The following is a 26,919-nucleotide window of genomic DNA, read 5'->3' on the forward strand; positions in this document are numbered from 1 at the left end:
CAGACTATCCCGTTCCGGGGCTGAGCGGAACCGCCCGATGGCGATCGCGACAATGGTGCGGTACGGCGATGCGACTACCAATAGTCTCCGCACACATTGACCCATTGCCACCCATAGGGCGTCCAGCTCCTGCGCCAGCAACCGTCGTCGTAGTAATTGGCGTAGTAGAAGGGCGCGCCAACGAAGGCGAACCGGTGGAAGCGATGATGGCGGAAGAAGAATGCATGGCGGCCGATGAAGGGCCTGCCGTGCCAGCCCGTGCCGGCGAAACGCGGCCCGAAGGCGGCGCGGGTCGCGAGCGGCGCACCGGCAAAGCGCGGCCCGATCGCAGCGTGGGCGGTCATCGGCGAGCCGGCGAAGTGGGCGCCACCGAAACGAGCACCGCCCATGCCGCCGACATGCATCCCGCCGAAGCCACCGGCGTGCATGCCGCCGCCGAAATGTCCTCCGCCGCCAAAGCCGCCATGTCCTCCGCCACCGAAGCCGCCGCGTCCTCCGCCGCCGAAACCACCACCATGGCCGCCGCCCCCACCTCCACCTCGGGCGAGAACGGGCGAAGCGACCGCCAACGTCGCAGCCATGGCCGCCGCGACGATGCCGGTGAGAAGCCTGCTGTGCATCTGAATATCCTCCTTGTCGCGGCGACGGTCGCGCCGCTCCGGGGGATCAGATGAGGAGAATGCGCCCTCACCTTCAACTTACAAATGCGCCAGATTCTGACGCGGGTGTTAGGGAGGCCCAACTCTCTCGCTCCCTCGCCCCGTTCTTACGGGGAGAGGGTGGGGTGAGGGCTATCTCCAAGAATGCGATGCGGACTGTTGGCCAAGTTTTCGTCGCGCACTCACATCGGAGTCGGATGGGCCGCCATCCTGGCAACATAGTGCCCTGCCCCTCACCCGGAATCCGCGCTGCGCGCGAATTCCGACCTCTCCCCGCAAAAGAGCGGGGAGAGGTTGGAGATCACACGCGCTTGCCGCCGCTCTTCTCGGCGGCGCGGCGCAGGGCTTCGGCGAGGGCGCCGCCGCCGGAGGATTCCTGCTTGCGCGGCGCCGACGAGGTCATGCGGGCTGCATTGCGCGAGCCATTGTCGCGCTGCATGCCGGGGGCGTCCTTCTTGGCGCCGACCTCGTCGTCGAGCCGCAGCGTCAGCGAGATGCGCTTGCGGGCGACCTCGAAGTCCAGCACCTTCACCTTGACGATGTCGCCGGGCTTCACCACCTCGCGCGGGTCCTTGATGAAGGTCTTCGACATCGCCGAGATGTGCACGAGGCCGTCCTGGTGGACGCCGATGTCGACGAAAGCGCCGAAGGCGGCGACGTTGGTCACGGTACCCTCGAGGATCATGCCCTTCTGGAGGTGCTTGATCTCCTCGACACCCTCCTTGAACACAGCGGCCTTGAACGCCGGACGGGGGTCGCGGCCGGGCTTTTCGAGCTCGCGCAGGATGTCGGTGACGGTCGGCAGACCGAAGGTCTCGTCGACGAAATCCTTCGGCTTCAGCGTGCGCACGATCTCGCTGCTGCCGATCAGCGCCTTGATGTCGCTCTTGGTGGCCGCGAGAATCCGGCGCACCACCGGATATGCTTCCGGATGCACGCCGGACGCATCGAGCGGATCCTCACCGCCGAGAATGCGCAAAAAGCCCGCGCACTGCTCAAACGCCTTCGGCCCGAGGCGCGGCACGTCCTTGAGCGACTTGCGCGACTTGAACGGGCCGTTGGCGTCACGATGTGCCACGATGCTCCGCGCAAGGCCCGAGCCCACGCCCGACACGCGGGCGAGCAGCGGCGCCGAGGCGGTGTTGACGTCGACGCCGACGGCGTTCACGCAATCTTCGACCACGGCATCGAGCGACTTGGCGAGCTTGGCCTGGCCGAGGTCGTGCTGATACTGGCCGACGCCGATCGCCTTCGGCTCGATCTTGACGAGTTCGGCAAGCGGATCCTGGAGGCGCCGCGCGATCGAGACCGCGCCGCGCAGGGTGACGTCGAGACCGGGAAGTTCCTCCGAGGCGAAGGCCGAGGCCGAATAGACCGACGCGCCGGCTTCCGACACCACGATCTTGTTCATCTTCAGCTCGGCCAGGCCCTTGACGAGATCGCCTGCGAGCTTGTCGGTCTCGCGCGAGGCCGTGCCGTTGCCGATCGCGATCAGCTCGACACGGTGCTTCAAGGCAAGCTTGCCGAGGATCGCGAGCGACTCGTTCCACTGCCGCTGCGGCTCGTGCGGATAGATCACGGCGGTATCGACGACCTTGCCGGTCGCGTCGGTGACGGCGACCTTGACGCCGGTGCGGTAACCGGGATCGAGCCCCATGGTAACGCGGGTGCCGGCGGGCGCGGCCAGCAGCAGGTCGCGCAAATTGGACGCGAATACGCGCACGGCCTCGGTCTCGGCCGCGTTCCACAGCCGCATGCGCAGGTCGATGTTGAGATGCACCTGGATCTTGGTGCGCCAGGCCCAGCGCACCGTGTCGATCAGCCAGCGGTCGCCAGCGCGCTTGAGGTCGGCGATGCCGAACCGCTTCATGATCTTCAATTCGTAGGCGCTGGGCACGCCCGGCGGCGGCGCCTCGGCTTCGGCCTGAATCTGCAGGTCGAGGATTTCTTCCTTCTCGCCGCGGAACATCGCCAGGATGCGGTGCGACGGCAGCCTGGTCAGCGGCTCGGAGAATTCAAAATAGTCGGCGAACTTTTCGCCCTCGGTCTTCTTGCCATCGCGCACCTTGGAGGCCATGCGCGCATTGGTCCACATCTCCTCGCGCAGCGCGCCGATCAGATCGGCGTCTTCGTCAAATCGCTCGACCAGGATGGCGCGGGCGCCGTCGAGTGCGGCGGCGGCGTCAGCCACGCCCTTCTCGGCGTTGATGAAGCTTTCCGCCACGACCTTGGGATCGTTGCCGGGCTCCGCCATCAGCTGATTGGCGAGCGGCTCGAGGCCGGCTTCCTTGGCGATCTCAGCCTTGGTGCGGCGCTTCGGCTTGAACGGCAGATAGATGTCTTCCAGGCGCGCCTTGCTGTCGGCGGCCATGATCGTGGCTTCGAGTGCGGCATCGAGCTTGCCCTGCTCGCGGATCGATTCGAGGATCGCCTTGCGGCGGTCTTCAAGTTCGCGCAGGTAGCCCAGGCGCTCCTCCAGGGTGCGCAATTGCGCGTCGTCGAGCGCACCGGTCGCTTCCTTGCGGTAGCGGGCGATGAAGGGAACCGTGGCGCCGCCGTCGAGCAGCGTCACCGCTGCCTCTACCTGCTCGGCCCGAACCCCAAGCTCCTGCGCAATTTTCTGGTTGATATTTGCCACGCGAGAATCCCTCTCTCCAAGCACGCGACGCAAACCGAAATCCGGTCGCGGGACGCCGCTTATGGACCAACCCAGGTTGATTCATCAAGGTGCCGCGCGCAACCGTCGACAGACGATTTTTTTGTTGAACCGATGCGATCTCGCCACAATCGTGGGGATGCGGCGGGCGCGGTTGGTATGAAGACTCTATCCTCTTGTCGTCCTGGCGAAAGCCAGGACGACGACGGGGATTGACAGCCGCCTCCGTTCCACGGCTGTTTGCACCGCCGGACCACCGAACTCCACACGAGGACTGCAATGCGGACGACATCGGTCGGCGTCTTCAAGATCGTCACCAAGGGCCCCGGTGACGTCTCCGGCCTCATGGCCATGATCGGCTCCGGCGCGATCGATCCCAAATCGATCCTCGCCATCCTCGGCAAGACCGAAGGCAATGGCGGCGTCAACGACTTTACCCGGGAATATGCCGTCGCCGCGCTGTGCACGGCGCTGGCGCCACAGCTCGGCTTGTCCCCCGAGGAGGTCGAGCAGCGCATCGCTTTCGTGATGTCCGGCGGCACCGAAGGCGTGCTCAGCCCGCATATCACGGTGTTCACGCGCCGCGAGGTCGAGCGGCGGCCGGCGGGCTTGTCAGGCAAGCGCCTGAGCATCGGCATGGCGCACACGCGGGACTTCCTGCCGGAGGAGCTCGGACGCGCCGCGCAGATCGCGGAGACGGCCGCGGCCGTGAAGGCCGCGATGGCGGACGCCGGGATCACCGACCCCGCCGACGTCCATTTCGTGCAGATCAAGTGCCCGCTGCTCACCAGCGATCGCGTCGCGGCCGCAAGCGCACGCGGCAACAAGACGGCGACGACCAGCGCCTACGGTTCGATGGCCTATTCGCGCGGCGCCTCCGCGCTCGGCGTTGCGGTCGCGCTCGGCGAGACCGGCTCGGACATCAGCGACGGGGACGTGCTGCGCCGCTACGATCTGTTCTCGAAGGTGGCATCCACCTCGGCCGGAATCGAGCTGATGCACAACGTCGTCATAGTGCTCGGAAATTCGGCGGCATCGGCCAGCGAATTCGAGATCGGCCACGCCGTGATGAACGATGCGATCGACGCCGCCGCTGTGACGTCGGCGCTGAAGAGTGTCGGGCTTGGCGTCGCGCCGCAAGCGGAAGCCGGGCGCGAGCTCGTCAACATCTTCGCCAAGGCGGAGGCCTCGCCCGATGGCAGCGTGCGCGGCTTTCGCCACGCCATGCTGGAGGACACCGACATCAGCTCGACGCGCCACGCCCGCGCCGCGGTCGGCGGCCTGATCGCGGGCCTTGCCGGCACCGGCGCAGTCTACGTGTCCGGCGGCGCCGAGCATCAGGGCCCGGCGGGCGGCGGGCCGGTTGCGGTGATCGCGCGACTATCGGATTGAGACGGCCGGCCTCCCCGGTCCTGCGACCTCTCCGCCCCATGCAACCCTGCCCTTCGCGCCGGCTCAGTTGATTCACGCAGGGTCCATGCGAAAGGAAGGACCGCCGCATCTAGAGGATTTGAATTTCATGACTTTGCCGATGAGCTGGAACGAGTGGGCGCAGCACGATGGCGTGGGGCTGGCGGCGCGCGTCCGCAAGGGCGAGCTGACGCCGAAGGAATTGGCCCGCCAGGCCGCTGCTGCCGTCGCCAAGGTCAATCCGGCGCTGTCGGCCGTGGTCGAGCTGTTCGAGGACGTGATCGCCGATCCGGCCAAGGACGGCGCCAACCTCGCCGGCCCGTTCGCCGGCCTGCCCTTCCTGATGAAGGATCTCGGGCCGACCATGAAGGGCCGGCTCCAGGAGATGGGTTCGCTGCTGATGCGCGGCAATCGCGCGAGCGCCGACACCTTCCTGACCGGCAAATTCCGCCAGGCCGGACTGAACCTGATCGGGCGCACCACGACGCCGGAATTCGGCGTCTGCAGCTCGGCCGACAATCCGGCCGTCTACGTCACGCGCAATCCCTGGAACACCGACTACACCACCTGCGGCTCGTCCGCGGGCAGCGCGGCGATGGTTGCCGCCGGCGTGGTGCCGATCGCGCATGCGACCGACGGCGGCGGCTCGATCCGCATTCCCGCCGGCGTCAACGGTAATATCGGGCTGAAGGTCTCGCGCGGCGTGTTCTCGCTGGCCCCGCACATGTCCGACCTCACCGGGCTCGTCTCGATCCAGGGCTGCCAGTCGCGCTCGGTGCGCGACACCGCCGCCTTCGTCGATCACGCGCGCGGGCCTGCGCCCGGCGAGTTCATGCCGTTCTGGACCACGGCGCAGCCCTATTCCGAGATGATCAAGCGCGATCCCGGCAAGCTTCGCATCGCGCTGTCGCACACATGGGGCGATTACACCGCGACGCCGGAGATCGCCGCCGAGCTGGAGACGACCGGCCGCTTCCTCGAATGCCTCGGTCATCACGTCGACTATGCGCTGCCCGAGCTCGACTTCCGTGCGGCGTTCGAGGCGCAGACGATGTGCTACATCTCGAATTTTGCGGTGGTGATCTCGAACATGCTGGCCGCGCGCGGCCTGGAAAAGCCGCCGGAAGATCTCATCGAGCCGATGAACATCAGGATCTGGGAAGCCGGCCGGCACACCAGCTTCGCCGAGCGGGCGAAGATGCAAGGCGTGTTCAACACGACGTCACGCGGTTTCGGCGCGTTCTTCGAGCAGTGGGACGTCATCCTGACGCCGATCACGGCGCTGCCGACGCCGAAAGTCGGCACCAGGGAATATCTCACCATCTCCGACAATCCTGACGTGCTCGACTGGTTCGGCAACCTCTGGCGCTTTTTCGCCTTCACGCCACTCGCCAATCTCTGCGGCATGCCGGCGATCTCGATGCCGATGGCAACCCAGGATCACGACCTGCCGCTCGGCATCCAGGCGATCGCCAAGCAGGCCAATGACGGCCTGCTCCTGCAATTCGCCGCCCAGATCGAGCGCGCGCTCGACGGCAAGTGGAACGGCGGCATGAAGCCGAAGGTGCATGTGAGCTGAGGAGCTGCGATCGCCATGATATGCGATCGTGCTGCCGTTTCAGTTCTTCATCGCCGGGATCTCCTCCGTCGGCTGCTGCTGCCCCTGCTTGTACATCGCGAGCGCCTTGTCGAGCGCTTCGCGCAAGGCCAGCGCGGCGGCCACGCTGCAACGCAGGTGCGCGGTCTGGACCACTTCGACCCTGACCGCAGCTCCGACCGGCATCAAGAGGTTCGCGGCGAGCTCGACCTGGATCGCGCCGTTGTGATGGCCGAAACAGGACGCGCCGTCGAAATAGATGATCGGCGCCCGCTCGGAGCTCGAGCTCGAAATGGTGACGGGCCCCTGATTGGCGCCGGGTGTTTCGGGGTCGGCCATAAGCGCTCCTTGCGGCTAGTCGAACGAACGAAGCGCCCACCATCGGCGCTTCGGACCGCCCTGTCGAGGCCCAACCGCCCGCAGGCCTGCCGTGCGACCCGTATTCGGGGTTTTGCGCGGCGCCCGGCACTGGTCTAGAACATCGCCATGTCCAGCTCATCGACGTCCGGCCTACCTGCCACGCTCTCGTTCGAGGAACTGGCCGAGGCCATCAAGGGCCGCCGCTCCGACTACGGCAATATCAGCGGGCTGCAGCTCGACCGCTTCGCACCCGCCGAGGCCTGGTCCAGCCTGCCCTACCGTCCCGTCTTCGTCGGCGACACCGAGACCGGGGTGCTGCATGGCGGCGTCGTCACCGCGATGCTGGACGAGAGCTGCGGCATGGCCGTGCAGCTCGCGCTCGACGGCACGCGCGCGATCGCAACCCTCGACCTGCGTATCGACTATCAGAAGCCGGCGACGCCGGGCCTCGACATCAAGGCGCATTCGGTCTGCTACCGCACCACGCGCTCGATCGCCTTCGTACGCTCCACCGCGTATCAGGAGTCCGAGGACGATCCGGTCGCAACCGCAACGGCCTGCTTCATGATCGGCGCCAACCGCACCAACATGCTCGCCGACCGCAGGATGGATTCGCGCAGCATCCCGACCCTGGAGGCGCCGGAGGATCCGGATGGCCCGTTCGCCCGCAGCCCGTTCGCGCGCTGCCTCGGCATCCGCGTCAACGACGACGGCACGCTGACCATGCCGTTCTCGCCGAAGATCATCGGCAATCCGATCCTGCCCGCGATCCATGGCGGCATGACCGGCGCCTTCCTCGAGACCACGGCGATCATCGGGGTCGCACGCGAGCTCGGCGCCGCCGCGCCGCCCAAGCCGATCGGGCTGACCATCAACTACTTGCGCTCCGGCCGCGCGCTCGACAGCTTTGCCAATGTCTCGATCGTCAAGCAGGGCCGGCGCATCGTCGCCTTCGAGGCGCGCGCCTGGCAGGACGATGCGGACAAGCCGATCGCCACTGCCTTCGGCCATTTCATGCTGCGGCCGACGCCTGGAAACGACGAGGAATAGGCCTATTTTACTTGACGGCGGGGGCCTGGAACCACAACGATAGCGCGTTCCCCGTGAGAGGTATTGGGTTGCGGCATCCGATCGACATCATCGCCATGTTCGCCGCCATGTGGCTGCTGGCGTCGATGGTGCTCGACGCGGTGACGCCGAAGGAGCTGACCGCGGTGCTGATCGCCATCGCGATCGGGCCTGCCGTGGTCATCACCGCCGTGTTCTACTATCTGCGCTGCCCGCGCACGGATTTCGCGGTGATGTTCGCCGCGCTGTGGCTGATCTCGGACATCGCCATCGCCTTCATCTCGCCGAAGGAGCTGCCGCATTTCCTGATCGTGCTCGGCTTCGTGCCGGCCCTGCTGATCGGCAGCGTACTGCACTGGCAGCGCTTCCAGCGCCGCCACGAGCGGTTGCATGTGCCGTCGGCGAAGCGCAGCTAACGCGGCAGCAGGTTCGTCTTCGCAAGATCGAGCACCTCGTCGCCGCGGCCGTTCATCACCGCGCGCAAGACCCAGAGGCTGAAACCCTTGATCTGCTCGCTCGTGATGGTCGGCGGCATCGACAGCTCCTGCTTGGCGGTGACGACGTCGAGCAGCGCGGGTCCGTTGTAGGCCAGCATCTCCTTCACCGCGCCCGGAAGCTCGCCGGGGTCCTCGACGCGTTTGGCAAAAATGCCCATCACGCGCGCCATCGCCGCGAAATCAGGGTTTTGCAGGTCGACATTGGTGTCGACGAAGCCGGCGGCCTTCATCTCCAGCGCAACGAAGCCGAGCACGCCGTTGTTGAAGACGACGACCTTCACCGGCAGCTTCATCTGCGTCAGCGTGATCAGATCGCCCATCAGCATGGTGAAGCCGCCGTCGCCCGACAGCGAGATCACCTGGCGGCCGGGCTGCGAGGCCTGCGCCCCGATCGCCTGCGGCATCGCATTGGCCATCGAGCCGTGCACGAAGGAGCCGATCCCGGCGGCGACCGTTCATCTCGAGATAGCGCGCCGCCCACACCGTGGGTGTGCCGACATCGGCGGTGAACACGGCATCCTCGGACGCATGGTCGCTGACGACCTTGGCGAGATATTGCGGATGGATCGGCTTGCTGCCGGGGGTGCCCCTGGCGAGCGAGTCCAGCCCCTCGCGCGCCTTCTTGTAATGCGCGAGGGCATCGTCGAGATGCTTGCGCTGGGTCTTGGTCTTCAGGAGCGGCAGCAGCGCCTCGATGGTCAGCTTGACGTCGCCGATGAGGCCGAGGTCGATCTTGCAGCGCCGGCCGAGATTTTCCGGGCGGATGTCGATCTGCGCGATCTGGCAACCGGTCGGGAAGAACTGCTTGTAGGGGAAATCGGTGCCGAGCATCACCAGCGCGTCGCAGGCGTGCATGGCGGCATAGCCCGAGGAGAAGCCGATGAACCCGGTCATGCCGACATCGTAGGGATTTTCGTATTCGACGTGCTCCTTGCCGCCGAGCGCATGCACGATCGGGCTCTTCAAGGCCTCCGCAAGCTGCATCAACGGCGCATGCGCGCCGGCGCAGCCACGGCCGCAGAACAGGGTGATGCGCTCGGCGCCGTTCAGGAGGTCCGCGAGCGCCTTCAGCTCATCGGCCTCAGGCACGACTTTCGGCGCCGACAGCGCGAGCCCCCGCGCCGTCGACAGCGCGCGCCTCGGCGGATCGCGGAACGCGACGTCGCCGGGCATGGCGATGACGGCGACGCCGCGCAGGCCGACGGCCGCACGAATGGCGTTCTCGATCACGAAAGGCAGCTGGCTCGCATCCGAGACCAGCTCGCAATAATGGCTGCATTCCCGGAACAGGTTTTGGGGATGGGTTTCCTGAAAGTAGCCGCCGCCGATTTCGGCCGACGGAATCTGCGCCGCGATCGCCAGCACGGGGACGCGGCTGCGATGCGCGTCGAACAGGCCGTTGATCAGATGCAGATTGCCCGGGCCGCAGGAACCTGCGCAGACCGCAAGGCTTCCGGTCATCTCGGCTTCGCCGGCGGCTGCGAACGCCGCAACCTCCTCATGCCGGACGTGGATCCATTCGATGGTGCCGCGACGCCGCAGCGCCTCGGTAAAAGCATTCAGGCTGTCGCCGACGATGCCGTAGATCCGCTTGACGCCGGCCTGTTCGAGCGTTGCCACGAACAGATCGGCCACGTTGTTGATCGCCATGTCGGTCTCCTGATCTCGCTGATTCAGCAAGATAGGATAAAGCGCGGCCGTGACGGGATCACGGCTGGTTTATTGCAGCTTCAGTCTTTCACAATCGCCCGATCGTAGGCCGCGATCGTCTGCTTTGCGCGCGCTGCGACATCGGCCGCCGACATGCCGGGCTTGTAGAGGCTGGAGCCAAGCCCGAATGCGGTGACGCCGCCCTTGCTATACTCCGCAAAATTCTGGTCGGAGACACCGCCGACGGCAGCGATCATCACGCCGGCCGGCAGCACCGCGCGAATCGCGGCGATACCGGATGCGCCGAGCACGCTCGCCGGAAAGAATTTCAGGCCCGATGCGCCAGAGCGCGCGGCAAGCAGCGCCTCGGTCGGCGAGAACACCCCCGGCAACGTCACCATGGCGTATTGATGCGCACGCGCGAGCACCTGCGTATCCACATTCGGCGAGACCATCAGCTTGCCGCCGGCGTCATTGAGACGATCGACATCTGCGGTGGCTAGCACGGTGCCGGCGCCGATCAGCACGCCGGCCGGCGCGAGCTTCACGGCGGTGGTGATGGAGCGGAACGGATCGGGCGAATTCAGCGGAATTTCGATCGCGGTCATGCCGGCCTCGATCAGCACACTGACGATGGACTCGGCCTCCTCCGGCTTGACGCCGCGCAGGATCGCGACCAACGGACGCTTCATCGACGGAAATGGAACACTCATCTCAGGAAATCCTTCTTAACTCGTCCAGATCGCCGCCGCCGCCATCGACAGGCCGTGGCGAACGGCTTCATCCGCATCGATCGGCCGCGGCGTCACCGACACCGCATCGAAAGCCAGCTGATACAGCGTCGCCAGCCGCCCTGACGCAACCAACGTGATGCCGGCTTTGGGCACATTGCCAGAGAGACCCGCCGCCAGCTCGGTGCCGATCAACGTGCCCGACAGCGTCTCGCGCGCGGCGGCCGGCGTGCCGCCGAACAGCAACTGCCGCGACCGCGCACCGAAGAGCAGGTTGGCGGCGAACGCCGGCGCCTCGAACGCGGCTTTCACCGCCGCCTTGAAGCTTGCAACATCCTCGGCGTCATCGGCGCCTGCGACCGCGAGTGACAGAATCGTCTCGCGCGAGATCACACTGAACAGCTCGCCGGTCATGAAGGTGGAGAAATGCTCGACCGTGCCGTCCTTCACCCGCACCCATTTCGAATGCGTGCCGGGCATGCAGACCAGCGCTTCGCCGGCGGCCTTAAGGCCGAGCGCGCCGAGCAACTGCGTCTCCTCGCCGCGCATCACGTCCGGCGCGCCTGCGTCGCGCTGCGCGATGCCGGGCAGGATGCGGATGTCGCGCGCCTCACCCGGCACCCGCACGGCCTGCTTCAGGATGGAGGTGAGCGGTGCCGGCGTGTCGACATAGCCGGCCTCGACCCAGCCGGTTTTGGCGCCGGCCATACCGCAGACGAGAACGGGCAGATGATCCGGTGCTTCGACGGCGGAAAGATGCGATTGCAGCACACCGGCAAATCCGGTCTTGGCCGCGGCCAGCATGCCCTCGCCACTGCGGCGTTCGGCCAGGACCTGGCCGGCCCGATCGACCAGCCACAGGCGGAAGCTGCTGGTGCCCCAGTCCACCGCGACATAGGCGGGTTCGCTCATCTCGGTTCTCGTCCTCGTCTCACCGGCAAGACGCCGTCTCGCGACAATGAGACGACGGCTGGCAAATTCGCCCCGGGATATCGGCTATTGCCGCCGCAAACCAGCGTTTTATCGCAGGTCTGAGACGCTGCCGCGCTGGCACACCGCTTGCTCATGCATCCCCACTCACATCCGTGAACCGCGCACCAAGACGCGTCAATTGTGGAGAGGAAACACATGGAGATCGGCTATTTCCCGATGCCTTCGCACCCGCCGGAGTGCGGCCTGAAGGAAGGAAACGACTGGGACCTGCAAGTCATGCGCTGGCTGGACGAGCTCGGCTATCAAGAGGCCTGGGTCGGCGAGCACCACACCGCGCCCTGGGAACCCAATCCCACGCCGGATCTCCTGATCGCGCAGGCGCTGATGCAAACCAAGCGCTTGCGCATCGGGCCGGGCGGCTTCCTGCTGCCCTATCACCATCCCGCCGAGCTCGCCAACCGCGTCGCGATGCTCGACCACATGTCCGAAGGCCGGCTCAATTTCGGTGTCGCGGCTAGCGGCCTGCCAAGCGACTGGGCGATGTTCAACGTCGACGGCATGAGCGGGCAGAACCGCGACATGACCCGCGAAGCGTTGGAGATCATCCTGAAGATGTGGACCGATCCCGCGCCCTGGACCTACAAGGGCAAATTCTGGACGGTGACCAAGCCGGACACGATGTTCGACTTCCTCAAGCCTCACATCAAGCCGTTGCAGGCGCCGCATCCGCCAATCGGCGTTGCCGGTCTGTCGAAGAACTCGGACACACTGAAGCTCGCCGGCGAACGCGGCTTCATCCCGATGAGCCTCAACCTCAACCCGGCCTATGTCGGCAGCCATTGGGATTCGGTCGAGATCGGCGCCGCCAAGACCGGACGCAAGCCGAACCGGCAGGACTGGCGGCTGGTGCGCGAGGTCTTCGTTGCCGACACCGACGAAGAGGCCTGGAAGCTCTCCACCGGCGACATGATGGGCCGGATGATGCACGAGTACTTCTTGCCCCTGCTCGGCCATTTCGGCTTCAAGGACTATTTGAAGCACGCGCCCGACGTGCCCGACAGCGACGTCACCGTCGAATATTGCGCCAAGCGGAACTGGATCGTCGGCTCGCCCGCCACCGTCGCCGAGAAGATCGAGAAGATCTACGACGAGGTCGGCGGCTTCGGCGTGCTGCTGGTGTTCGGCTTCGACTACAAGCACAAGGCAGAGGCCTGGCACCACTCGCTCTCGCTGCTCAGCAGCGAGGTGATGCCGCGCCTGAAGCATCTCGGCTCCGCGAAGAAGGCGGCTTGACCCGACGCGGATGCGGCGCGATCGTGCCGCATCCGCACCCGTTTCGGAGATTTCCGCGTGAGCGTGGACGCAAAGGATTTCAAGCAGGCGATGCGCCAATGCGCCGGTGCCGTCGCGCTGGTCACGGTCGGTGCCGAGCACGGCAAGCGCACCGGGCTCACGGTCACCTCGGCCTGCTCACTGTCGGACAATCCACCGTCGCTGATCGTCTGCGTCAACCGCAACGCCAGCGCACATACGCGGATCCGCGAGGAAGGCGCCTTCGCAATCAACTTCCTGCACGAGGACCACGCGCTGCTGGCACTCACCTTCAGCGGCCAGAAGGGCGTCAACGGTGACGACCGCTTTGCGTTCGGGCAGTGGACGCGCGGGGCCACCGGCGCACCCGTGCTGACCGACGCGGTGGCCGCGTTCGATTGCGAGCTGGCGCAGGAATTCGAAACGAAGACGCATTCGATCTTCGTCGGCGAAGTCCGCGGGGTGTCGCATTCCGACGGGGCCGCGCCGCTGGTCTATCTGCGCAGCAGCTTCCACGTACCCCACGAAATCCGCGGCACCGTTACAGTCGGCGATCTCGATTCAAGGCATCTGAGCTGGACGGATTTTTCGTAAGGGCGGCGGCGGTGCGCTCCCTCGCCCCGCTTGCGGGGAGAGGGGGAGTCTCTCCGAGGATGGTGACAGTTGGACTCGCGGAGAGTCCTCCTCACCCGCCGCGCTTCGCGCGTCGGCCTCTCCCCGCACGCGGGGAGAGGCGAAAGCCCGCGGCTCGCTCCTCGTTCATCTCCAACCGAAAGCGCTACTGCGCGGTCTCGATCTTCAGGTGCTTGATCTTGCGATACAGCGTCGCGCGGCTGAGCTTCAGCGCACGCGCCGCCTCGGTCACACGACCGCCATGCTTGCGCAGCGCCTCGACGATCGTCGCGCGCTCGGCCGCCGCGAGGTCCGGCTCCGCCGCACGGCCGCCGAACAGCGGCAGATCGAGATCGGCATCGGTGACGACACCGTTCTCCGCCGTGCAGCCGGCAAGCCGCAGCACATGGCGGAGCTGGCGCATGTTGCCGGGATACGGATAGGCCGACAGCAGCGCCCAGGCCTCGTCCGAGAGGCGGCAATTCGGCGCTTCCTCGCGCGCGATCTGGCGAATGATGTCGTCGCGGTCGGCGCGCTCGCGCAAGCTCGGCAGCTTCACCTCCATGCCGCGGAGACGAAAATAGAGATCGGCGCGGAAGGCGCCCTCCTCCGCCATGCGGCCGAGATCGCGATGGGTGGCGCTGATCAGGCGGATGTCGACCGGCACCGGCTTGAGCGCGCCGAGCGGCCAGACCTCGCGGTTTTCCAGCACGCGCAAGAGACGCGTCTGCAGCGCGATCGGCATGTCGCCGATCTCGTCGAGGAACAGCGTGCCGCCGTCGGCCTGCACGATCAGGCCCTTTGAGCCCTCGCGCCGCGCGCCGGTGAAGGCACCGGCCTCGTAACCGAACAGCTCGGCGTCGATCAGGCTCTCCGGCATCGCCGCGCAGTTCAGCGCGACATAATGGTTGCGGGCACGGTTGCTCGCCGCGTGAATGGCGCGGGCGAACACGTCCTTGCCGACGCCGGTCTCGCCATGCAGCAGCACCGGCAGATTGCGATCACCGATGCTTCGGAGCCGCTTCACGCTTCGGATCAGGCCGGGATCGCGGCCGGCGAGCCGATGCAGGTCATCAAAACGGTCGATCGTCGCATCGCGGCGCGGAGCGTGTGGACCCGTGAAGGATTTGGCGCGCAGCGGCGGGGCGACATGGCCCTCGCCCAACGGACTGCCGTCGGCGCGGCGCAGCTCGACAACATCGTCCGCACTGCGCGCGGCGTGATGATCGAACTTGACGTAACGCGACAGATCGATGCCCGATGCGATCATGCCGTCGGTGAGGCCGAGCAGCGCACGCGCGGAACGGCAGGCGCCGACGATACGGCGGTCGTCGTCATAGGCGAGTAGGCCACTGCCGCCGTCACCCGGCACCGTCGCGATCCAGGCGTTGCGGAAATGACCGCGGAAGATCGCACCCTCCATCCGCCGCGTCGCCTCCATCGTCACCGCGAGCGCGAGCTGATGCGCGGCGCGCTCGAGATCCTCGCGGCAGGAGGTGATGTTGATGGCACCGGCGAGCCGGCCGGCCTGGTCGAACAGCGGCGCCACGGCGCAGGAGAACATGTGCCACTGCGCGCGAAAATGCTCGTCGCGATGCACCAGGATCGGCTTCTGCTCGGCAAGCGCGGTGCCGAGCCCGTTGGTGCCCTCAAACGTCTCGGCGAAATTCGAGCCGGTGTAGATCTTCCAGTCCAGAAACATCTTCGCATCGGCTTCGCCCGGCAGCCGGCTGAACAGCATGGTCGCGTTCACATCGGCCAGATTCACACAGTAGCCGGCGTCGCGCAGCACGCGGGCGAGGTCGTCGAGCTCGGGCGTCGCGAGCCGGATCGTCTCCTCCATCGGCTCGGCGACATGCCGGATCTCGGCCTCGGTGAGCGTTTGCGGCGGGCCCTGACGGGCGGGATCGAGCTTGTGGCTGATCAGGCAGCGCCGCCACGAATTGGCGATCCGCGAAGAGGCATCGACGTCGGCCACATGATTGGCGACGGACAAGACACGGGCGACATGGTTCGAGGCCGAAAGGCTGGCCATCGCGGACGTCTCCACCCTGTATTATTGTGCAAAGTCTGGCAGCACGGGCGGGGATGTCAATCGGGAACCGGGAACGGGGGAGATGGCACACGGTCTCTAGACGTCATTCCGGGGCGATGCGATGGGACCGCGCAAGCGCGGCCCGGAGCATCGAACCCGGAATCTCGAGATTCTCAGGTGTGCAATTGCACACCATAGTTCGCGCTGCGCGCGCCCCGGAATGACGGCATCATCAAGATTGCTGCACTGCGCTCACCAGGTATCGATGCAGGGCCTCTTCTTCTCCGTCCGCGCGGGCGGCTTCGGCACCGACCTAAGCCCCGCCATGATCCAGCGCCGGGTTTCGGCGGGGTCGATGACGTTGTCGATCTCGAACACGGACGCGATCGAGACCGCCTTGCCGTTGGCATAGAGCTCGGCGACCTTGTTGCGGTAATAGGTCTCGCGCTCTTCGGGGTCGGCGATCGCCTCCATCTCCTTGCGGAAGCCGAGGCGGACATAGCCCTCGAGGCCCATGCCGCCGAACTCGCCCGTGGGCCACGCCGCGGTGAAGAACGAGGCGTGGAAGCCGCCGCCGATCATCGACTGTGCGCCGAGGCCGTAACCCTTGCGCAGCACGATGCCGAACAGCGGCACGGTGAGGCTCGCGCCGGTCACGAACATGCGCGAGACGTGCCGCACGATCGCGGTCTTCTCGGCTTCCGGGCCGACCATGAAGCCGGGCGTGTTGCAGAGTGAGACGATCGGCAGATCGAAGGCGTCGCAGAGCTGGAGAAAGCGCGCGGCCTTGTCGCCGGCATCGGCATCGATCGCGCCGCCGAGATGGCGCGGGTTGTTGGCGATCAGGCCGAACGGCTTGCCTTCGATGCGGATCAGCGCGGTGATCATGCCGACGCCGTAGTCGCGGCGCAGCTCCAGCACGCTGTCCCTGTCCGCGACGAGATCGATCACGCTGCGGATGTCGTAGACGCGCAGGCGGTTCTCCGGAATGGCGCGGCGGAGCAGACGCTGGTCGACGGCCTGCCAGTCGGTCACCGCGCCCTGGAAATAGGACAGGTATTTTTGCGCGACGCGCGTCGCCTCCTCCTCGTCCTCGACGAGGATGTCGATGACGCCGTTCGGCGACTGGAACGAGACCGGGCCGACCTCGGCCGGATGGTAGACGCCGAGCCCGCCGCCCTCGATCATCGCAGGGCCGCCCATGCCGATCGAGGCGTTCTTGGTGGCGATGATGACGTCGCAGCAACCGAGCATCGCGGCATTGCCGGCAAAGCAATAGCCGGAGACGACGCCGATGACAGGCACGAGGCCGGAGAGCCTTGCGAACTGCACGAAGGACGGGCCGTCGAGCCCGGTCATGCCGAGCCGGTCGGTATCGCCGGGCCGGCCGCCGCCGCCCTAGCGTAGAACACCAGCGGCACGCGCCAGTCTTCCGCCAGCGTCAGCATGCGGTCGATCTTCTTGTGGTTCATGTGGCCCTGCGTGCCCGCGAGCACGGTGTAGTCATAGGCCACGACGATGCAGCGCGCGCCCTCCGGGCCGAACTTCTCGCCATTGACGGTCGCAACGCCCATGACGAGGCCGTCGGCCGGCGTGTTCTTGATGAGGTCGTCGAGCTTGCGCCGGCGGCGCTGGGCCGCGATCGCGAGGCTGCCGTACTCCATGAAGGAGCCGTCGTCGACGAGCTGCGCGACGTTCTCGCGGGCGGTGCGCTGGTTGGTGTTGCGGCGGCGCTCGACCGAGGCCGGCCGGTTCGCATCGAGCGTGTTGGCCTGGCGCGCGATCAGCTCGGCGAGATCAGGACGGATGTGGTCGAGGTCGACATCGGCTTCCGCCGCCGACGCGTCGGCCGCGACGTCGAGCGGCTCCAGATACAGGATCGGTTCGCCATGCATCAAAGTGGCGCCGTCTCCGGCGACGAGCTTCATCACCCGGCCGCCCTGCTCGGCCATGACGAGATGCTCCATCTTCATGGACTCGATCACGGCAAGCTGCTGGCCGGGGCGCACGACCTCGCCCTCCTTCACCTGGATGGTGACGATGGTTCCTTGCAGGGGTGCCGCGACCATCACCGCGCCTTCGGGCACGGCCTGCGTAATGTGCGTCTCCATGCCGTGACCGCCGCCTCGCTCAGTCGGGGCGAAGTAGAGCGGCTTGGCTGCGCCATCGGCCGCCTCGACCAGTTTCGCGATGTTGCGATCGATGAAATCGGTCGCGATCCGGTTGGTCCTGAAATCGGGATGCGCGAGCACCGCCTGGAGGAAGGCGATGTTGGTGACGACGCCGTCGATCCGGAATTCGCGCAGGGCGCGCGAAGCCTTGGCGACCACGTCATGCCAGGCCTCGCCCGGCGTATGCACGATGACTTTTGCGAGCAGCGAATCGAAGGCCGCGCTGGTCTTGTAGCCCGCATAGCCAAAACTATCGACACGGACGCCGGGCCCCGACGGCGGCTCGAACAAGGCGAGCACGCCGCCGGTCGGATGCGTCGCGCCAGTCTCGTCCAGCGTCTCCATGTTGACGCGGAGCTGCATGGCGTAGCCGCGCGGCTTCGGGATCGATCCCTGCGCAAGGTCGAGCGAGGCCAGCGTGCTGCCTGCTGCGACCGCGAGCTGGGCGCGGACGAGGTCGAGGCCGAGCACCGCTTCCGTCACGGTGTGCTCGACCTGGAGCCGCGGATTGGCCTCGATGAAGGCAAAGCTATCCTCCGCCGTGCCGTCGACCAGGAACTCGAAAGTACCGAGATTGTCGTAAGCCGCGGCGGTCGCGAGTTGCCTCGCCGCCTCGATGATGCGGCCGCGCAAGGGCTCGCTCAGCGACGGGCTCGGCGCCACCTCGACCAGCTTCTGGTGCCGGCGCTGGATGGTGCATTCGCGTTCCCAGAGATGAGAGACCGCGCCATGACGGTCGCCGATGATCTGCACCTCGATATGACGCGCCTGGCGGATCAGCCGCTCGGCATAGACGCCGTCGAAGCCGAATGCCGCCTTGGCCTCGGACTGGCAGCGCGCATAGGCTTCCGCCAGATCGGCCGCATTCTCGACCACGCGCATGCCGCGGCCACCGCCGCCGGCCATCGCCTTGATCACGATCGCCGCGTTGCCGCCAAGCGACGTGAAGAACGCCGTGATCTCCTCGAGCGACGAAGGCCCGCTGGTGCCGGCGATGATCGGCACGCCGCAGCGTTTGGCCAGTTGCCGTGCCGCGACCTTGTCGCCAAACAGTTCGAGCGCTGTCACCTTTGGCCCGACAAAGGTGATCCCCTGCTCGCCACAGGCCTTGGCGAACGCGGCATTCTCGCTCAGAAAACCGTAGCCGGGATGCACGGCATCGCAGCCGGCGCCCTTCGCCGCCGTCACCACGGCCTCGATGTCGAGATAGGCCCGCGCGCCGCGGCCGGGGATCTCGAGCGCCTCGTCGGCGACACGCACATGCAGCGACAGCGCGTCGTCTGCAGGGTGGATCGCTACCGTCGCGATGCCGGCATCGGCCGCCTCGCGCGCGATGCGGATGGCGATCTCGCCGCGATTGGCTATCAGGAGTTTCTTGAACGACATGATGTCTCTCACTCAGACTGCGGCGGGCAGATTTGGATCGAGGTCCTGCTTCTTCACCTTGCCCGTCGCCGTCAGGGGCAGAGCTTCGATGATGCGAATCTCCGGGACCTTGTAGACGGCCATGCGCTCGGCGCACCAGGCACGCAGGCTCTCTGCCGAGATGGTACCGACCGCCTCCGGCTTGAGCTGGATATAGGCCACCGGCACCTGCCCCTTGTCGGGATCGTCGCGTCCGACCACGCCCGAGCCCAGCACCTTCGGATGCTGACCCAGCAGCGCCTCGATCTCCGGCGGGAAGACGCTCATGCCCTTGACCTTCAGCATCTCCTTGCGGCGGCCGAGGAAGTGCAGGAAGCCGTCCTTGTCGATGCTGCCGATGTCGCCGGTGCGCAGCCAGCCATCGACGAGCGACTCCGCGGTCGCCTCCGGCTTGTTCCAGTAGCTCTTGAGCAGCGACGGCGTCCGCACCCGGATCTCGCCTTCCGCACCGAGCGGCAGCAGCGCGCCGGTCTCGAAATCGGTGATCTTGAACTCGGCGCCGGGGACCGGCAGGCCGACGAAGATCGGCTGGTTGTTCAGATCGAAATCGTCGTCCTGGAAGCCTGATGTGAAGGTGTTGGAGGTGTGGGTCTCGGTCATGCCCCAGGCCGCCTCCATCAGGATCGTGCCGGTGAGGTCCTTCCAGCGCCTGCGATAGTCGGCGTTGAGCTTCTTGACGAAGGAGACGACGCGCACCTGCTTCAAGGACGACAGGTCGAACTCGCTCCAGCGCGGATGGTCCATCAGCTCCACCGCTCCGTCGACCGGCATCGCGGTGATCGTAACCTTGTACTTGTCGATCGCGGCCATCGCGCCGACGGCATCCCAGCGCGCCAGCAGAACCAGCGTCGCGCCGGAAAACAGCGGAAAGATCAAGCCAAAGTTCTCACCGGCAATCCAGAACTCCGGAAAGAACGACAGGAACACGCTGCTCTCGTCCGACAGGACCGAGATGCCGTAATTGGCGGCGGCGGTATAGACCATGTCGCGATGGGTGTGAACGCAGCCCTTGGGCATGCCGGTGGTGCCGCCGGTGTAGTTGAGCGCAGCGACCTCATCGAGGCCGGGCGGCGGCAGCGGCGACGGCGCGGGCATCGCGGCAAGCGCCGGCAACAGATCGGTCGCGCCTGCGGCCGCGATGCGCGGCGCGCGGATCGATTCCGGCGTGGGAAATGCAGGCGCCGCCGGCAGGACATCGGCAAAGCTGGTGACGATGATCTCGCGCATCCGCACCTCGCCCCTCACCTGCTCGACGACGGGGATGAGCTGGTCCAGTGCCACGATTACGTCGGCCTGGGTATCGTTGAGCTCGTAGGACAGCTCGAACGCGCGCGACAGCGGGCTGACGGGGACATGGACCGCGCCGAGCTTCAGGATGCCGAAGAACACGATGTGAAATTGCGGGCAGTTCGGCAGGAAGACGGCGACGCGATCGCCCTTGCGCACGCCCTTGGCCTGCAACAGTGCCGCGAAGCGGTCGCTCTGCCGGTCGAGATCGGCGTAGGTGGTGACGTGCCCGTAGAAGATCACCGCCGGACGCTCCGGGCTCCGCCTCGCCCAGGCGCGCAGATATTCCGTCAAAGGAGCTTCGCCGTGCAGATAGTTCGGCGAACGCGGCAGGCCCTTCGGCCACGCCTTGTCCCACAACCCGCGCAAGGTGGCGAGGTAGTCCTTCTCGTTGAGGGCCGCGCTCATGACGTCTTCCCCGTGTTGCTTTTCTTTTCATAAGGCACGCACGTGCCGTCAATCGACATCGTTACACGTCGAGCACGGCAGACTTCATGTCAAGGAAAACAGTTTTCCGCATCACGGCCGATGCCGCGGCGCGGAAAAAGCGGGCGTTACGCCGCGACGAGGCGAATGATCCGCCTCACGGCCGATGGGATCGGCGCGACGACAGGGACAGTGAACATCGGCTGAAGCTCGCACGCGGCTTCCCCCAGCGGCCCGCCGCCGATGATGACAGCTTCCGCCCCGTCCTTCGCGATGCAGGCCTCGACCGCGCCGGCGAGGGCTGCGCGCAGCTGCGCCGGATCGCGCATCAGCTCTTGCGGATCGCCTTCGGCAAAGCGCGTGCCGGTGTAGCGCGATCGCAGCCCCAGCGCCTCCGGCAACGCGTCGATCTTCGACTTGAGCAGCGGTGTCGTGGTCGCCACACCGAAGCGGCGGCCTCCTGCGGCGGCCTCCAGCATCGACGACTCGCCGATGCCGACCGCAGGCAGCTTCATCGCAGCCCTGATTCCGGCGAGACCGGGATCGCCGAACGCTGCAACGATGATGCCGTCCGGGGAAGCTCGATGCGTCCGCGCGATCTCCTCGACCTCGGCGGCGGCCGCCTCCAGCGCCTCCGCCGACACGATCATCGACGGCGCGCGCGTTGCCGTGGCGCCGACGATGTCGAAACCGGCCACGGCGGCCGACTTCGCGATGGCCACCATCATCGCGGTGGTCGCCTCGAGACTGTTCGGATTGATCAGGAGGATGCGCGCACGCCGATCAGGGTTTTGGTCCATCCCACCGCTATACTAGGCCGCCCGCACGCCGGCAACGAAGGCGCTGACCTCGTTCTCGAGCGATTGCAGTTTCTGCGTCAGCCGGCCGCTGGATTGCAGCACGAGGCCGGCGGCCTGGCCGGTCTCGGCGGTCGCATCGGTCACGCCGGAGATGTTTTGCGAGACCTGATCGGTGCCGGACGCCGCCTCCTGCACGCTGTGCGCGATGGCCTGCGTCGCCGCGCCCTGCTCCTCGACGGCGGCTGCGATCGACGAGGAGATCTCGTTGACCTCCATGATGGTGGCGCGAATGCTCTCGATATTGCCGACGACCTGATTGGTCTCGGCCTGGATCGCGGTGATCTGCGCGCCGATCTCGTCGGTCGCCTTCGCGGTCTGGCTCGCCAGCGACTTTACCTCACTCGCGACCACCGCAAACCCCCTGCCGGATTCGCCCGCACGCGCCGCCTCGATGGTGGCGTTGAGCGCGAGCAGATTGGTCTGCGAGGCGATCTGGTTGATGAGGTCGATGACCTCGCCGATCTTGTGCGCGGCGGCGGCAAGCCCCTGCACCGTATCGTTGGTGCGCTGGCCGTCGGCGGCCGCCTTGTCGGCCACCGTCGCGGCCTGCGCGACGCGCTGGCTGATCTCAGAGATCGAGGACGACAGCTGGCCGGCGGCGGAGGCCACCGTCTGCACGTTGCTCGACGCCTGCTGGCAGGCCGTTGCCACGAAGCTGGCGCGATCGGTCGCCTTGTTCGCGGTCTCCGACATGCCTTGCGCGGCCTGCTGCATCGCGCGCGCCTCATCGAACACGTCGCGGACCACGGCCTGGACACTCGCCTCGAACTTGCCGGCGAGATCGGCCATCGTCCTGCGCTTCTCGTCGTCGGCTCGCTGCTTCGCCTCCTGCTGCTCGGCATGCATCCGGCCCACGGCCGACGCATTGTCCTTGAACACGGCGAGCGCGTTGGCGAGCCCGCCGACCTCATCGCGCCGATCGGTGTAGGGCACGTCGAACGCACTGTCGCCGGCGGCGAGGCGTTCGGTCAGCGCCGTAATTCCTGCCAGCGGCTTCGTGACGCTGCGGCCGATCACGAAGGAGGCACCGAGCACCAGCACGAGCACGACAAGACACACCAGCGCGAACGTCGTCGCGTTCTGGCGGAACACGGCATCGACGTCGTCGAGATAGATGCCGGTGCCGATGATCCAGCCCCAGGGCGCAAAGCCCTTCACATAGGAGACCTTCCCGACCGGCTGGTCGAAGCCGGGCTTCGGCCAGAGATAGCTGTAGAAGCCGGCGCCCTGCTTGCTGACGACGTCAACGAAGCCCATAAAGAGCGCGTTGCCGGCGGGGTCCTTCATCCCCGAAAGGTCCTTGCCGTCGAGCTCGGGCTTGATCGGATGCATGACCATCCTGGGGGTCATGTCGTTGATCCAGAAATACTCGACCTTGTCGTAGCGCAGGCTCTTGATCTCCGCCATGGCGGCGGCCTGCGCCTGCTCGCGCGGGAGTTTTCCGTCGCTCTCGAGCTTCTGATAGTGCGCCAGGATGCCGTAGCCGACGTCCACCATGTGCTGCGTCTTGGCCTGGCGATCGGCGACCATCTGCGTGCGCAGGGTCGAAAGCGCGATCGGCGCCAGCACGATCATGCCGAGGAGGCTGATGCCGACAATCAGGACCAGCTTGAAACTGATGCGGGAAAAAATCATCGGGGCTCGCAAAATTGGAAGGGCTGATATGCCAGTTTATCCCGCTCCCCTTAGCAAAGCTTTAAGCATTCGGGTTCCCCAAATCCCCGCAAAATCGCGTGGGCGCTCGGCGGCATGCCGTATGCGGCCCGGCAGGTTTGCGGGGCCGGCCGCATCCGAGATCCGAACGCTTCAAATCTAGAAGACCTCGATATCGGCCCTCGACGCGTTGACTTGCGACAGGCTCTGGCGGAACGATCAACGCAGATCGTCAGCGCCAGACGCGGCGTGCGCCCAGCCCAAGGCCACAGGCTCAATGCATCAATCGACATACGCCAAGCCCATCGACCTTCCCGCACTGACCGCAGCCGAGCGACTCTTCATCTGGGGATTTCGTGCCAAGGCGCGCAGCGGAAGCGCCGTTCCGACCGCGGCCGACATCCAGCAGGTGTACGACCATTTCCGCGTCGGCGATGCCGTGCCGTCGCTGGAATCGATCATCGAGATCTTTGCCTGCACGGCGCATACGGCGATCGAAGTGCATTGCCCCACCTGTCCGCGCATGTCGGAGAGCGAGCACGGAATCCTGCGGGCGATCGCCGCCGCGCAGAAGGAGCGCGACGATGTCGCGCGCGAGCAGTTCGAGTGCTGGCTGCCGCCGGTGGGCGCGGATTGGGCGCTGGCGCCGGTCCGGGGACTAGTACCCGGAATCAGAGCTGAGTGATACGGCGGCCTTTGAAACGGCGTTGACGGACCTTTTTCTTGGTCCAGACGAAGGGCTCGGCTCTGTCGTTGTATGCGTTGACGTAGGCATCGATGTGTTCCTGAAGCTGCTTGAGGCTCGTGAAGGAGGTGCCGCTGAGCGACTGCCCCTGCAAGATGGAAAACCATACTTCGACCTGATTGAGCCATGACGCACTTGTCGGCGTGAAATGAAATTGCACGTTGGGGTGGGCCTTGAGCCAGTCCTCGTTCTTTTTATGGGTGTTGAGGTTGTCGAGGATGACGTGAAGCTTGCGGTTCGGAAAAGCCGCGGTGACGCTGTTCATGAAATCGAGAAACTCGACGCGGCGCCGGCGTTTTGAATGGGTCGCGATGATCTTTCCGGTGGCGACTTCGAGCGCCGCAAACAATGTTGTGGTGCCATGCCGCTTGTAATCGTGGCTTTGGCCGGTCAAGGCGCGGCCATTGGGCAACTTCAGATAACCCTGCGCTCGCTCCAAAGCCTGGATCGAGGGCTTCTCGTCCACGCACAGCACAATGGCCTTCGCCGGCGGCGCGACATAGAGGCCGACAACATCGGCGGCTTTGGCCGTAAAGTTCGGGTCGTTGCTCTCGCACCAGGACTTGCGAGCCACCAGGTCAATCTTGTGGCTGCGCAGGAACCGCCAGACATATTGGACATCGACATCGCCCAGCGCCTCGGCCAGCAGGGGGCCGGTCCAGCGCGCAAACCCTTGCGGTGGCGGCTTATCCAGCAGCTTCAGAATCCGCTTGTCGGTCGTCTTCGTATAGATCGGCTGCTTGCCAGGCCGCGGCTTGTCTTGCAGCCCTTCAAGGCCATGGTCGGCATAGCGATGCCGCCAAAGGCTGACAATCCGCGGCTGGACCCCAACTTCCTTGGCGATCGACCGGGTGCTGCGCCCATCCGCCGCCAACAGAACTATCCGCGCCCGCTTCAAATCGCGCTGCAACGTCACCGGTGAGCGACAGCACGCCTCAAGCACCTTGCGATCTTTCCTCGAAAGGTGGACTTCTCTTGCTTCGGGTATCATCCCGACCTTGAATCACGACTCACGTTCCAAGAAAAGTGGGTACTAGCGACCATCTTCCGCATGGCCGGCCTCATTCTGCCTGACCGGCATGTCGAGCCTTTTGACCAGGACCGGACAATGGTGATGAAGAGCTGGCTTGTGGGCAGTCCCACGTTGCATTGATGAGATCGTTCATGATGGAGGCTGCGAGCAATTCCGTGCCTGACCCGGAAGCCGGCCAGTCGCGGCTCTGCCCGCTTCAAGCCGCGCTTGCGACCCGTCCCGGCGTCGAAGGCTACGATCAATTCTGCCGCGTCGCGCTTTCGCTGTTCCGCTTCATTGGCGCTGCCTATGCGACCGGCGCGTCCGATTGCTGGGAGGCGGCCTATCGCTTCGCCGACGAGGCGCCCGGCATTGCCGACAGCCCGCTGCTGGTCGCGCGAGCGGCTGCGCTCGTCAGGATCCTGCGCAGCGGCCGGCCATGCGAGCTGTGCTTCATGCCGCCGTCGTGCCGGCGCCTCTCGAAGGACGAGGCGGAGTTAATGCGACTGCTGTCGGTCGCCCGCAGCAAGCAGCCTGGTGAACTCGAGACCATCGTCTGCGGGTTCGTCGGATCCGGGAAAGAGGATGCGACAACGCGGGCGGTCAACGCGCTTGCCTGCTGCTGACGCCTAACCTCCGGCCTTGCCGAGCACGAGATCGATCGTGTGGGACGCGATCTTGCGCAGCTGCGCGTCGTCGCCGAAGGCCCGTTCGAGCACGGCGAGGCCGCGCGTCACCGTGATGATGTGGAGCGCTGCGACCGCGGGATTGCCGTTGAACTCGCCGCGTTTCGCGCCTGCCGACAATGTGTCCTGAACCAAAGCGGTGATGCGCGAGATGAGGTTCGCAAAGGCCTGGCGCGCGTCCTCGTCGAGCCCCTCGCCTTCGACCGCACCGAGCTCCATCAGGCCGCGCGTGGTCGGACATCCGCGCGGTGGCGAGCCCGAGCGGAAATTCACGATGGTCAGGTCGAAGAACGCGGTGAGGCGTTTTCGCAAACTGCCGGCACCGAGCGCCTTTTGCAGGGCGAGGAGGTAATCGCCCGCGTAGCGCTCATAGGCCTGCAGGAACAGCGCCTCCTTGCTGCCGAAGGCATTGTAGAGGCTGCCGCGCTGGACGCCGGCGTCGCGCGCGATGTCGGACAGCGAGGTGCCGCGCACGCCCTTGCGCCAGAACTGGTCGAACGCAATGCGCAGGACGTCGTCGTGGTCGAACTCGCGCGGTCTCAAATGTCGATCCTCGGCCTGAAAGTATTTGACACGTTGTCAAGAACGTGTTTTCTCGACATGGTGTCAAAAACCAATTGGGATTGATAGCCCGTTTCGTCAATGAGCCGGACCGCCGGCGCGCACCATGCGCCCTGGCCGGTCGGCCCGCATGCAAAGGGACCAGCTCATGCCTCTCCTCCACATCTCGATGCGCGCCGGAAAGCCCGACGCCTACCGGCAGGCGATCCTCGACGGTCTCTACCGCGCCATGCGCGAGGCGCTGAACGTGCCCGAGGGCGACGAGTTCATGACCATCAGCGAGCATGACCCCGCGAACTTCCGCTGCGGCAACGCCTACGGCGTCGAGCGAAGCGAGGACGCCGTGCTGATCCAGATCACCGTGTTCGCCTCGCGCACCCCTGAGCAGAAGAAAGCGCTGTACCGGCGGATCGCGGAGCTGCTCGGCGAGAACCCGGGCATCCGGCCCGAGGACGTGTTCGTGAACGTGCTCGATGCCCCCGGGGAGAACTGGTCGGTCGGCCACGGCCTCGCACAGTTCGCGTGAACTTGCCGGGCGCGGAGTTGCCCGCGCCCCCTTGAGAATTGCCGGCCG

The 26,919-nt window shown here is 66.1% G+C and carries 20 protein-coding genes and 2 pseudogenes; 9 read left to right on the forward strand and 13 right to left on the reverse strand.

The genetic code is table 11. The features are described from left to right. Positions 1-74: 74 nt before the first annotated feature. Both ACFLEY_RS37065 and ACFLEY_RS37070 read right to left on the reverse strand, forming a co-directional pair. Positions 75-620 (reverse strand): hypothetical protein, encoded by a 546-nt coding sequence (locus ACFLEY_RS37065; protein WP_211433971.1) that lies wholly within the window; start codon positions 618-620, stop codon positions 75-77. A 340-nt stretch (positions 621-960) separates the two neighbouring features. Further along, positions 961-3,297, reverse strand: a complete 2,337-nt coding sequence (locus ACFLEY_RS37070; protein WP_211433972.1) for a Tex family protein — start codon at positions 3,295-3,297, stop codon at positions 961-963. Between the two features lie 297 nt (positions 3,298-3,594). Here ACFLEY_RS37070 and ACFLEY_RS37075 point away from each other — a divergent pair, with 297 nt between their 5' ends. Further along, positions 3,595-4,707, forward strand: coding sequence for a ring-opening amidohydrolase (locus tag ACFLEY_RS37075; protein WP_396604358.1), 1,113 nt, complete (start codon positions 3,595-3,597; stop codon positions 4,705-4,707). A gap of 127 nt (positions 4,708-4,834) precedes the next feature. After that, entirely contained in the window at positions 4,835-6,304 is a 1,470-nt protein-coding gene (locus tag ACFLEY_RS37080) for an amidase (RefSeq protein ID WP_060912926.1), read from the forward strand. 39 nt (positions 6,305-6,343) lie between these two features. Here the strand turns inward: ACFLEY_RS37080 and ACFLEY_RS37085 are convergent, their stop codons facing one another. Then, positions 6,344-6,661, reverse strand: coding sequence for a hypothetical protein (locus ACFLEY_RS37085; RefSeq protein WP_060910628.1), 318 nt, complete (start codon positions 6,659-6,661; stop codon positions 6,344-6,346). 147 nt (positions 6,662-6,808) lie between these two features. Here ACFLEY_RS37085 and ACFLEY_RS37090 point away from each other — a divergent pair, with 147 nt between their 5' ends. Further along, the gene (locus ACFLEY_RS37090; RefSeq protein WP_060910627.1) at positions 6,809-7,732 is read left to right on the forward strand and encodes a PaaI family thioesterase; all 924 of its coding nucleotides are present in this window, start codon (positions 6,809-6,811) and stop codon (positions 7,730-7,732) included. A 68-nt stretch (positions 7,733-7,800) separates the two neighbouring features. Then, on the forward strand, positions 7,801-8,166 hold the full coding sequence (locus tag ACFLEY_RS37095; protein ID WP_028172912.1) for a hypothetical protein: 366 nt from the start codon (positions 7,801-7,803) through the stop codon (positions 8,164-8,166). Here ACFLEY_RS37095 and poxB read toward each other — a convergent pair. The 3 genes and pseudogenes from poxB to ACFLEY_RS37110 form a co-directional block, all read right to left on the reverse strand. Continuing rightward, positions 8,163-9,897: pseudogene (poxB, locus tag ACFLEY_RS37100) on the reverse strand (ubiquinone-dependent pyruvate dehydrogenase). The gene ACFLEY_RS37095 and the pseudogene poxB overlap by 4 nt on opposite strands. Before the next feature lie 80 nt (positions 9,898-9,977). After that, positions 9,978-10,610 carry a 2-dehydro-3-deoxy-6-phosphogalactonate aldolase gene (locus ACFLEY_RS37105; RefSeq protein WP_060910626.1) on the reverse strand — a complete coding sequence of 211 codons (633 nt, stop codon included), beginning with the start codon at positions 10,608-10,610 and terminating at the stop codon, positions 9,978-9,980. A 15-nt stretch (positions 10,611-10,625) separates the two neighbouring features. Further along, a complete protein-coding gene (locus ACFLEY_RS37110; protein ID WP_060910625.1) occupies positions 10,626-11,540 on the reverse strand; it encodes a 2-dehydro-3-deoxygalactonokinase in 915 nt (304 codons plus the stop codon). Positions 11,541-11,756: 216 nt separating this feature from the next. On the opposite strand from ACFLEY_RS37110, the gene ACFLEY_RS37115 reads away from it, so the two are divergent. Together ACFLEY_RS37115 and ACFLEY_RS37120 are read left to right on the forward strand one after the other, a co-directional pair. Next, positions 11,757-12,854: an LLM class flavin-dependent oxidoreductase gene (locus ACFLEY_RS37115; RefSeq protein WP_396604359.1), complete on the forward strand. Its 1,098-nt coding sequence runs from the start codon at positions 11,757-11,759 to the stop codon at positions 12,852-12,854. 57 nt (positions 12,855-12,911) lie between these two features. Next, entirely contained in the window at positions 12,912-13,466 is a 555-nt protein-coding gene (locus ACFLEY_RS37120) for a flavin reductase family protein (RefSeq protein ID WP_028172907.1), read from the forward strand. A 184-nt stretch (positions 13,467-13,650) separates the two neighbouring features. Here ACFLEY_RS37120 and ACFLEY_RS37125 read toward each other — a convergent pair whose 3' ends face one another. The 5 genes and pseudogenes from ACFLEY_RS37125 to ACFLEY_RS37145 form a co-directional block, all read right to left on the reverse strand. Continuing rightward, the gene (locus tag ACFLEY_RS37125; protein WP_060910624.1) at positions 13,651-15,519 is read right to left on the reverse strand and encodes a sigma-54-dependent Fis family transcriptional regulator; all 1,869 of its coding nucleotides are present in this window, start codon (positions 15,517-15,519) and stop codon (positions 13,651-13,653) included. Between the two features lie 252 nt (positions 15,520-15,771). Further along, positions 15,772-19,076: pseudogene (locus ACFLEY_RS37130) on the reverse strand (carboxyl transferase domain-containing protein). A gap of 12 nt (positions 19,077-19,088) precedes the next feature. Continuing rightward, positions 19,089-20,810 carry an AMP-binding protein gene (locus tag ACFLEY_RS37135; protein WP_060910623.1) on the reverse strand — a complete coding sequence of 574 codons (1,722 nt, stop codon included), beginning with the start codon at positions 20,808-20,810 and terminating at the stop codon, positions 19,089-19,091. Between the two features lie 146 nt (positions 20,811-20,956). Beyond that, positions 20,957-21,628, reverse strand: coding sequence for an aspartate/glutamate racemase family protein (locus tag ACFLEY_RS37140; protein WP_011090029.1), 672 nt, complete (start codon positions 21,626-21,628; stop codon positions 20,957-20,959). 12 nt (positions 21,629-21,640) lie between these two features. After that, positions 21,641-23,323: a methyl-accepting chemotaxis protein gene (locus ACFLEY_RS37145; protein WP_060910622.1), complete on the reverse strand. Its 1,683-nt coding sequence runs from the start codon at positions 23,321-23,323 to the stop codon at positions 21,641-21,643. A gap of 295 nt (positions 23,324-23,618) precedes the next feature. Between ACFLEY_RS37145 and ACFLEY_RS37150 the strand changes: the two genes are divergently transcribed. Continuing rightward, entirely contained in the window at positions 23,619-24,026 is a 408-nt protein-coding gene (locus ACFLEY_RS37150) for a hypothetical protein (protein ID WP_396604360.1), read from the forward strand. On the opposite strand, the gene ACFLEY_RS37155 is transcribed toward ACFLEY_RS37150, so the two are convergent. Then, entirely contained in the window at positions 24,013-25,077 is a 1,065-nt protein-coding gene (locus ACFLEY_RS37155) for an IS630-like element ISRj1 family transposase (protein ID WP_026192128.1), read from the reverse strand. The two genes, ACFLEY_RS37150 and ACFLEY_RS37155, sit on opposite strands and share 14 nt — an antisense overlap. A 173-nt stretch (positions 25,078-25,250) precedes the next feature. Here ACFLEY_RS37155 and ACFLEY_RS37160 point away from each other — a divergent pair, with 173 nt between their 5' ends. Further along, a complete protein-coding gene (locus tag ACFLEY_RS37160; protein WP_060912925.1) occupies positions 25,251-25,724 on the forward strand; it encodes a hypothetical protein in 474 nt (157 codons plus the stop codon). Positions 25,725-25,727: 3 nt separating this feature from the next. Here the strand turns inward: ACFLEY_RS37160 and ACFLEY_RS37165 are convergent, their stop codons facing one another. Continuing rightward, complete coding sequence (locus tag ACFLEY_RS37165; RefSeq protein ID WP_038965445.1) at positions 25,728-26,327, reverse strand: TetR/AcrR family transcriptional regulator; 600 nt, start codon at positions 26,325-26,327, stop codon at positions 25,728-25,730. A gap of 166 nt (positions 26,328-26,493) precedes the next feature. On the opposite strand from ACFLEY_RS37165, the gene ACFLEY_RS37170 reads away from it, so the two are divergent. Then, positions 26,494-26,871: a tautomerase family protein gene (locus ACFLEY_RS37170; RefSeq protein ID WP_011090034.1), complete on the forward strand. Its 378-nt coding sequence runs from the start codon at positions 26,494-26,496 to the stop codon at positions 26,869-26,871. Positions 26,872-26,919: the final 48 nt, after the last annotated feature.

The sequence above is a fragment of the Bradyrhizobium sp. YCK136 genome (genome assembly GCF_044570075.1).
Classification (GTDB): Bacteria; Pseudomonadota; Alphaproteobacteria; order Rhizobiales; family Xanthobacteraceae; genus Bradyrhizobium; species Bradyrhizobium diazoefficiens.

Excerpts from the sequence above, each read along its gene's own strand:
- ACFLEY_RS37065 (WP_211433971.1), bottom strand. The coding sequence starts at position 620 with ATGCACAGCAGGCTTCTCACCGGCATCGTCGCGGCGGCCATGGCTGCG.
- ACFLEY_RS37075 (WP_396604358.1), top strand. The coding sequence starts at position 3,595 with ATGCGGACGACATCGGTCGGCGTCTTCAAGATCGTCACCAAGGGCCCC.
- ACFLEY_RS37080 (WP_060912926.1), top strand. The coding sequence starts at position 4,835 with ATGACTTTGCCGATGAGCTGGAACGAGTGGGCGCAGCACGATGGCGTG.
- ACFLEY_RS37085 (WP_060910628.1), bottom strand. The coding sequence starts at position 6,661 with ATGGCCGACCCCGAAACACCCGGCGCCAATCAGGGGCCCGTCACCATT.
- ACFLEY_RS37090 (WP_060910627.1), top strand. The coding sequence starts at position 6,809 with ATGTCCAGCTCATCGACGTCCGGCCTACCTGCCACGCTCTCGTTCGAG.
- ACFLEY_RS37105 (WP_060910626.1), bottom strand. The coding sequence starts at position 10,610 with ATGAGTGTTCCATTTCCGTCGATGAAGCGTCCGTTGGTCGCGATCCTG.
- ACFLEY_RS37110 (WP_060910625.1), bottom strand. The coding sequence starts at position 11,540 with ATGAGCGAACCCGCCTATGTCGCGGTGGACTGGGGCACCAGCAGCTTC.
- ACFLEY_RS37115 (WP_396604359.1), top strand. The coding sequence starts at position 11,757 with ATGGAGATCGGCTATTTCCCGATGCCTTCGCACCCGCCGGAGTGCGGC.
- ACFLEY_RS37125 (WP_060910624.1), bottom strand. The coding sequence starts at position 15,519 with ATGGCCAGCCTTTCGGCCTCGAACCATGTCGCCCGTGTCTTGTCCGTC.
- ACFLEY_RS37135 (WP_060910623.1), bottom strand. The coding sequence starts at position 20,810 with ATGAGCGCGGCCCTCAACGAGAAGGACTACCTCGCCACCTTGCGCGGG.
- ACFLEY_RS37140 (WP_011090029.1), bottom strand. The coding sequence starts at position 21,628 with ATGGACCAAAACCCTGATCGGCGTGCGCGCATCCTCCTGATCAATCCG.
- ACFLEY_RS37145 (WP_060910622.1), bottom strand. The coding sequence starts at position 23,323 with ATGATTTTTTCCCGCATCAGTTTCAAGCTGGTCCTGATTGTCGGCATC.
- ACFLEY_RS37150 (WP_396604360.1), top strand. The coding sequence starts at position 23,619 with ATGCATCAATCGACATACGCCAAGCCCATCGACCTTCCCGCACTGACC.
- ACFLEY_RS37155 (WP_026192128.1), bottom strand. The coding sequence starts at position 25,077 with ATGATACCCGAAGCAAGAGAAGTCCACCTTTCGAGGAAAGATCGCAAG.
- ACFLEY_RS37160 (WP_060912925.1), top strand. The coding sequence starts at position 25,251 with ATGATGGAGGCTGCGAGCAATTCCGTGCCTGACCCGGAAGCCGGCCAG.
- ACFLEY_RS37170 (WP_011090034.1), top strand. The coding sequence starts at position 26,494 with ATGCCTCTCCTCCACATCTCGATGCGCGCCGGAAAGCCCGACGCCTAC.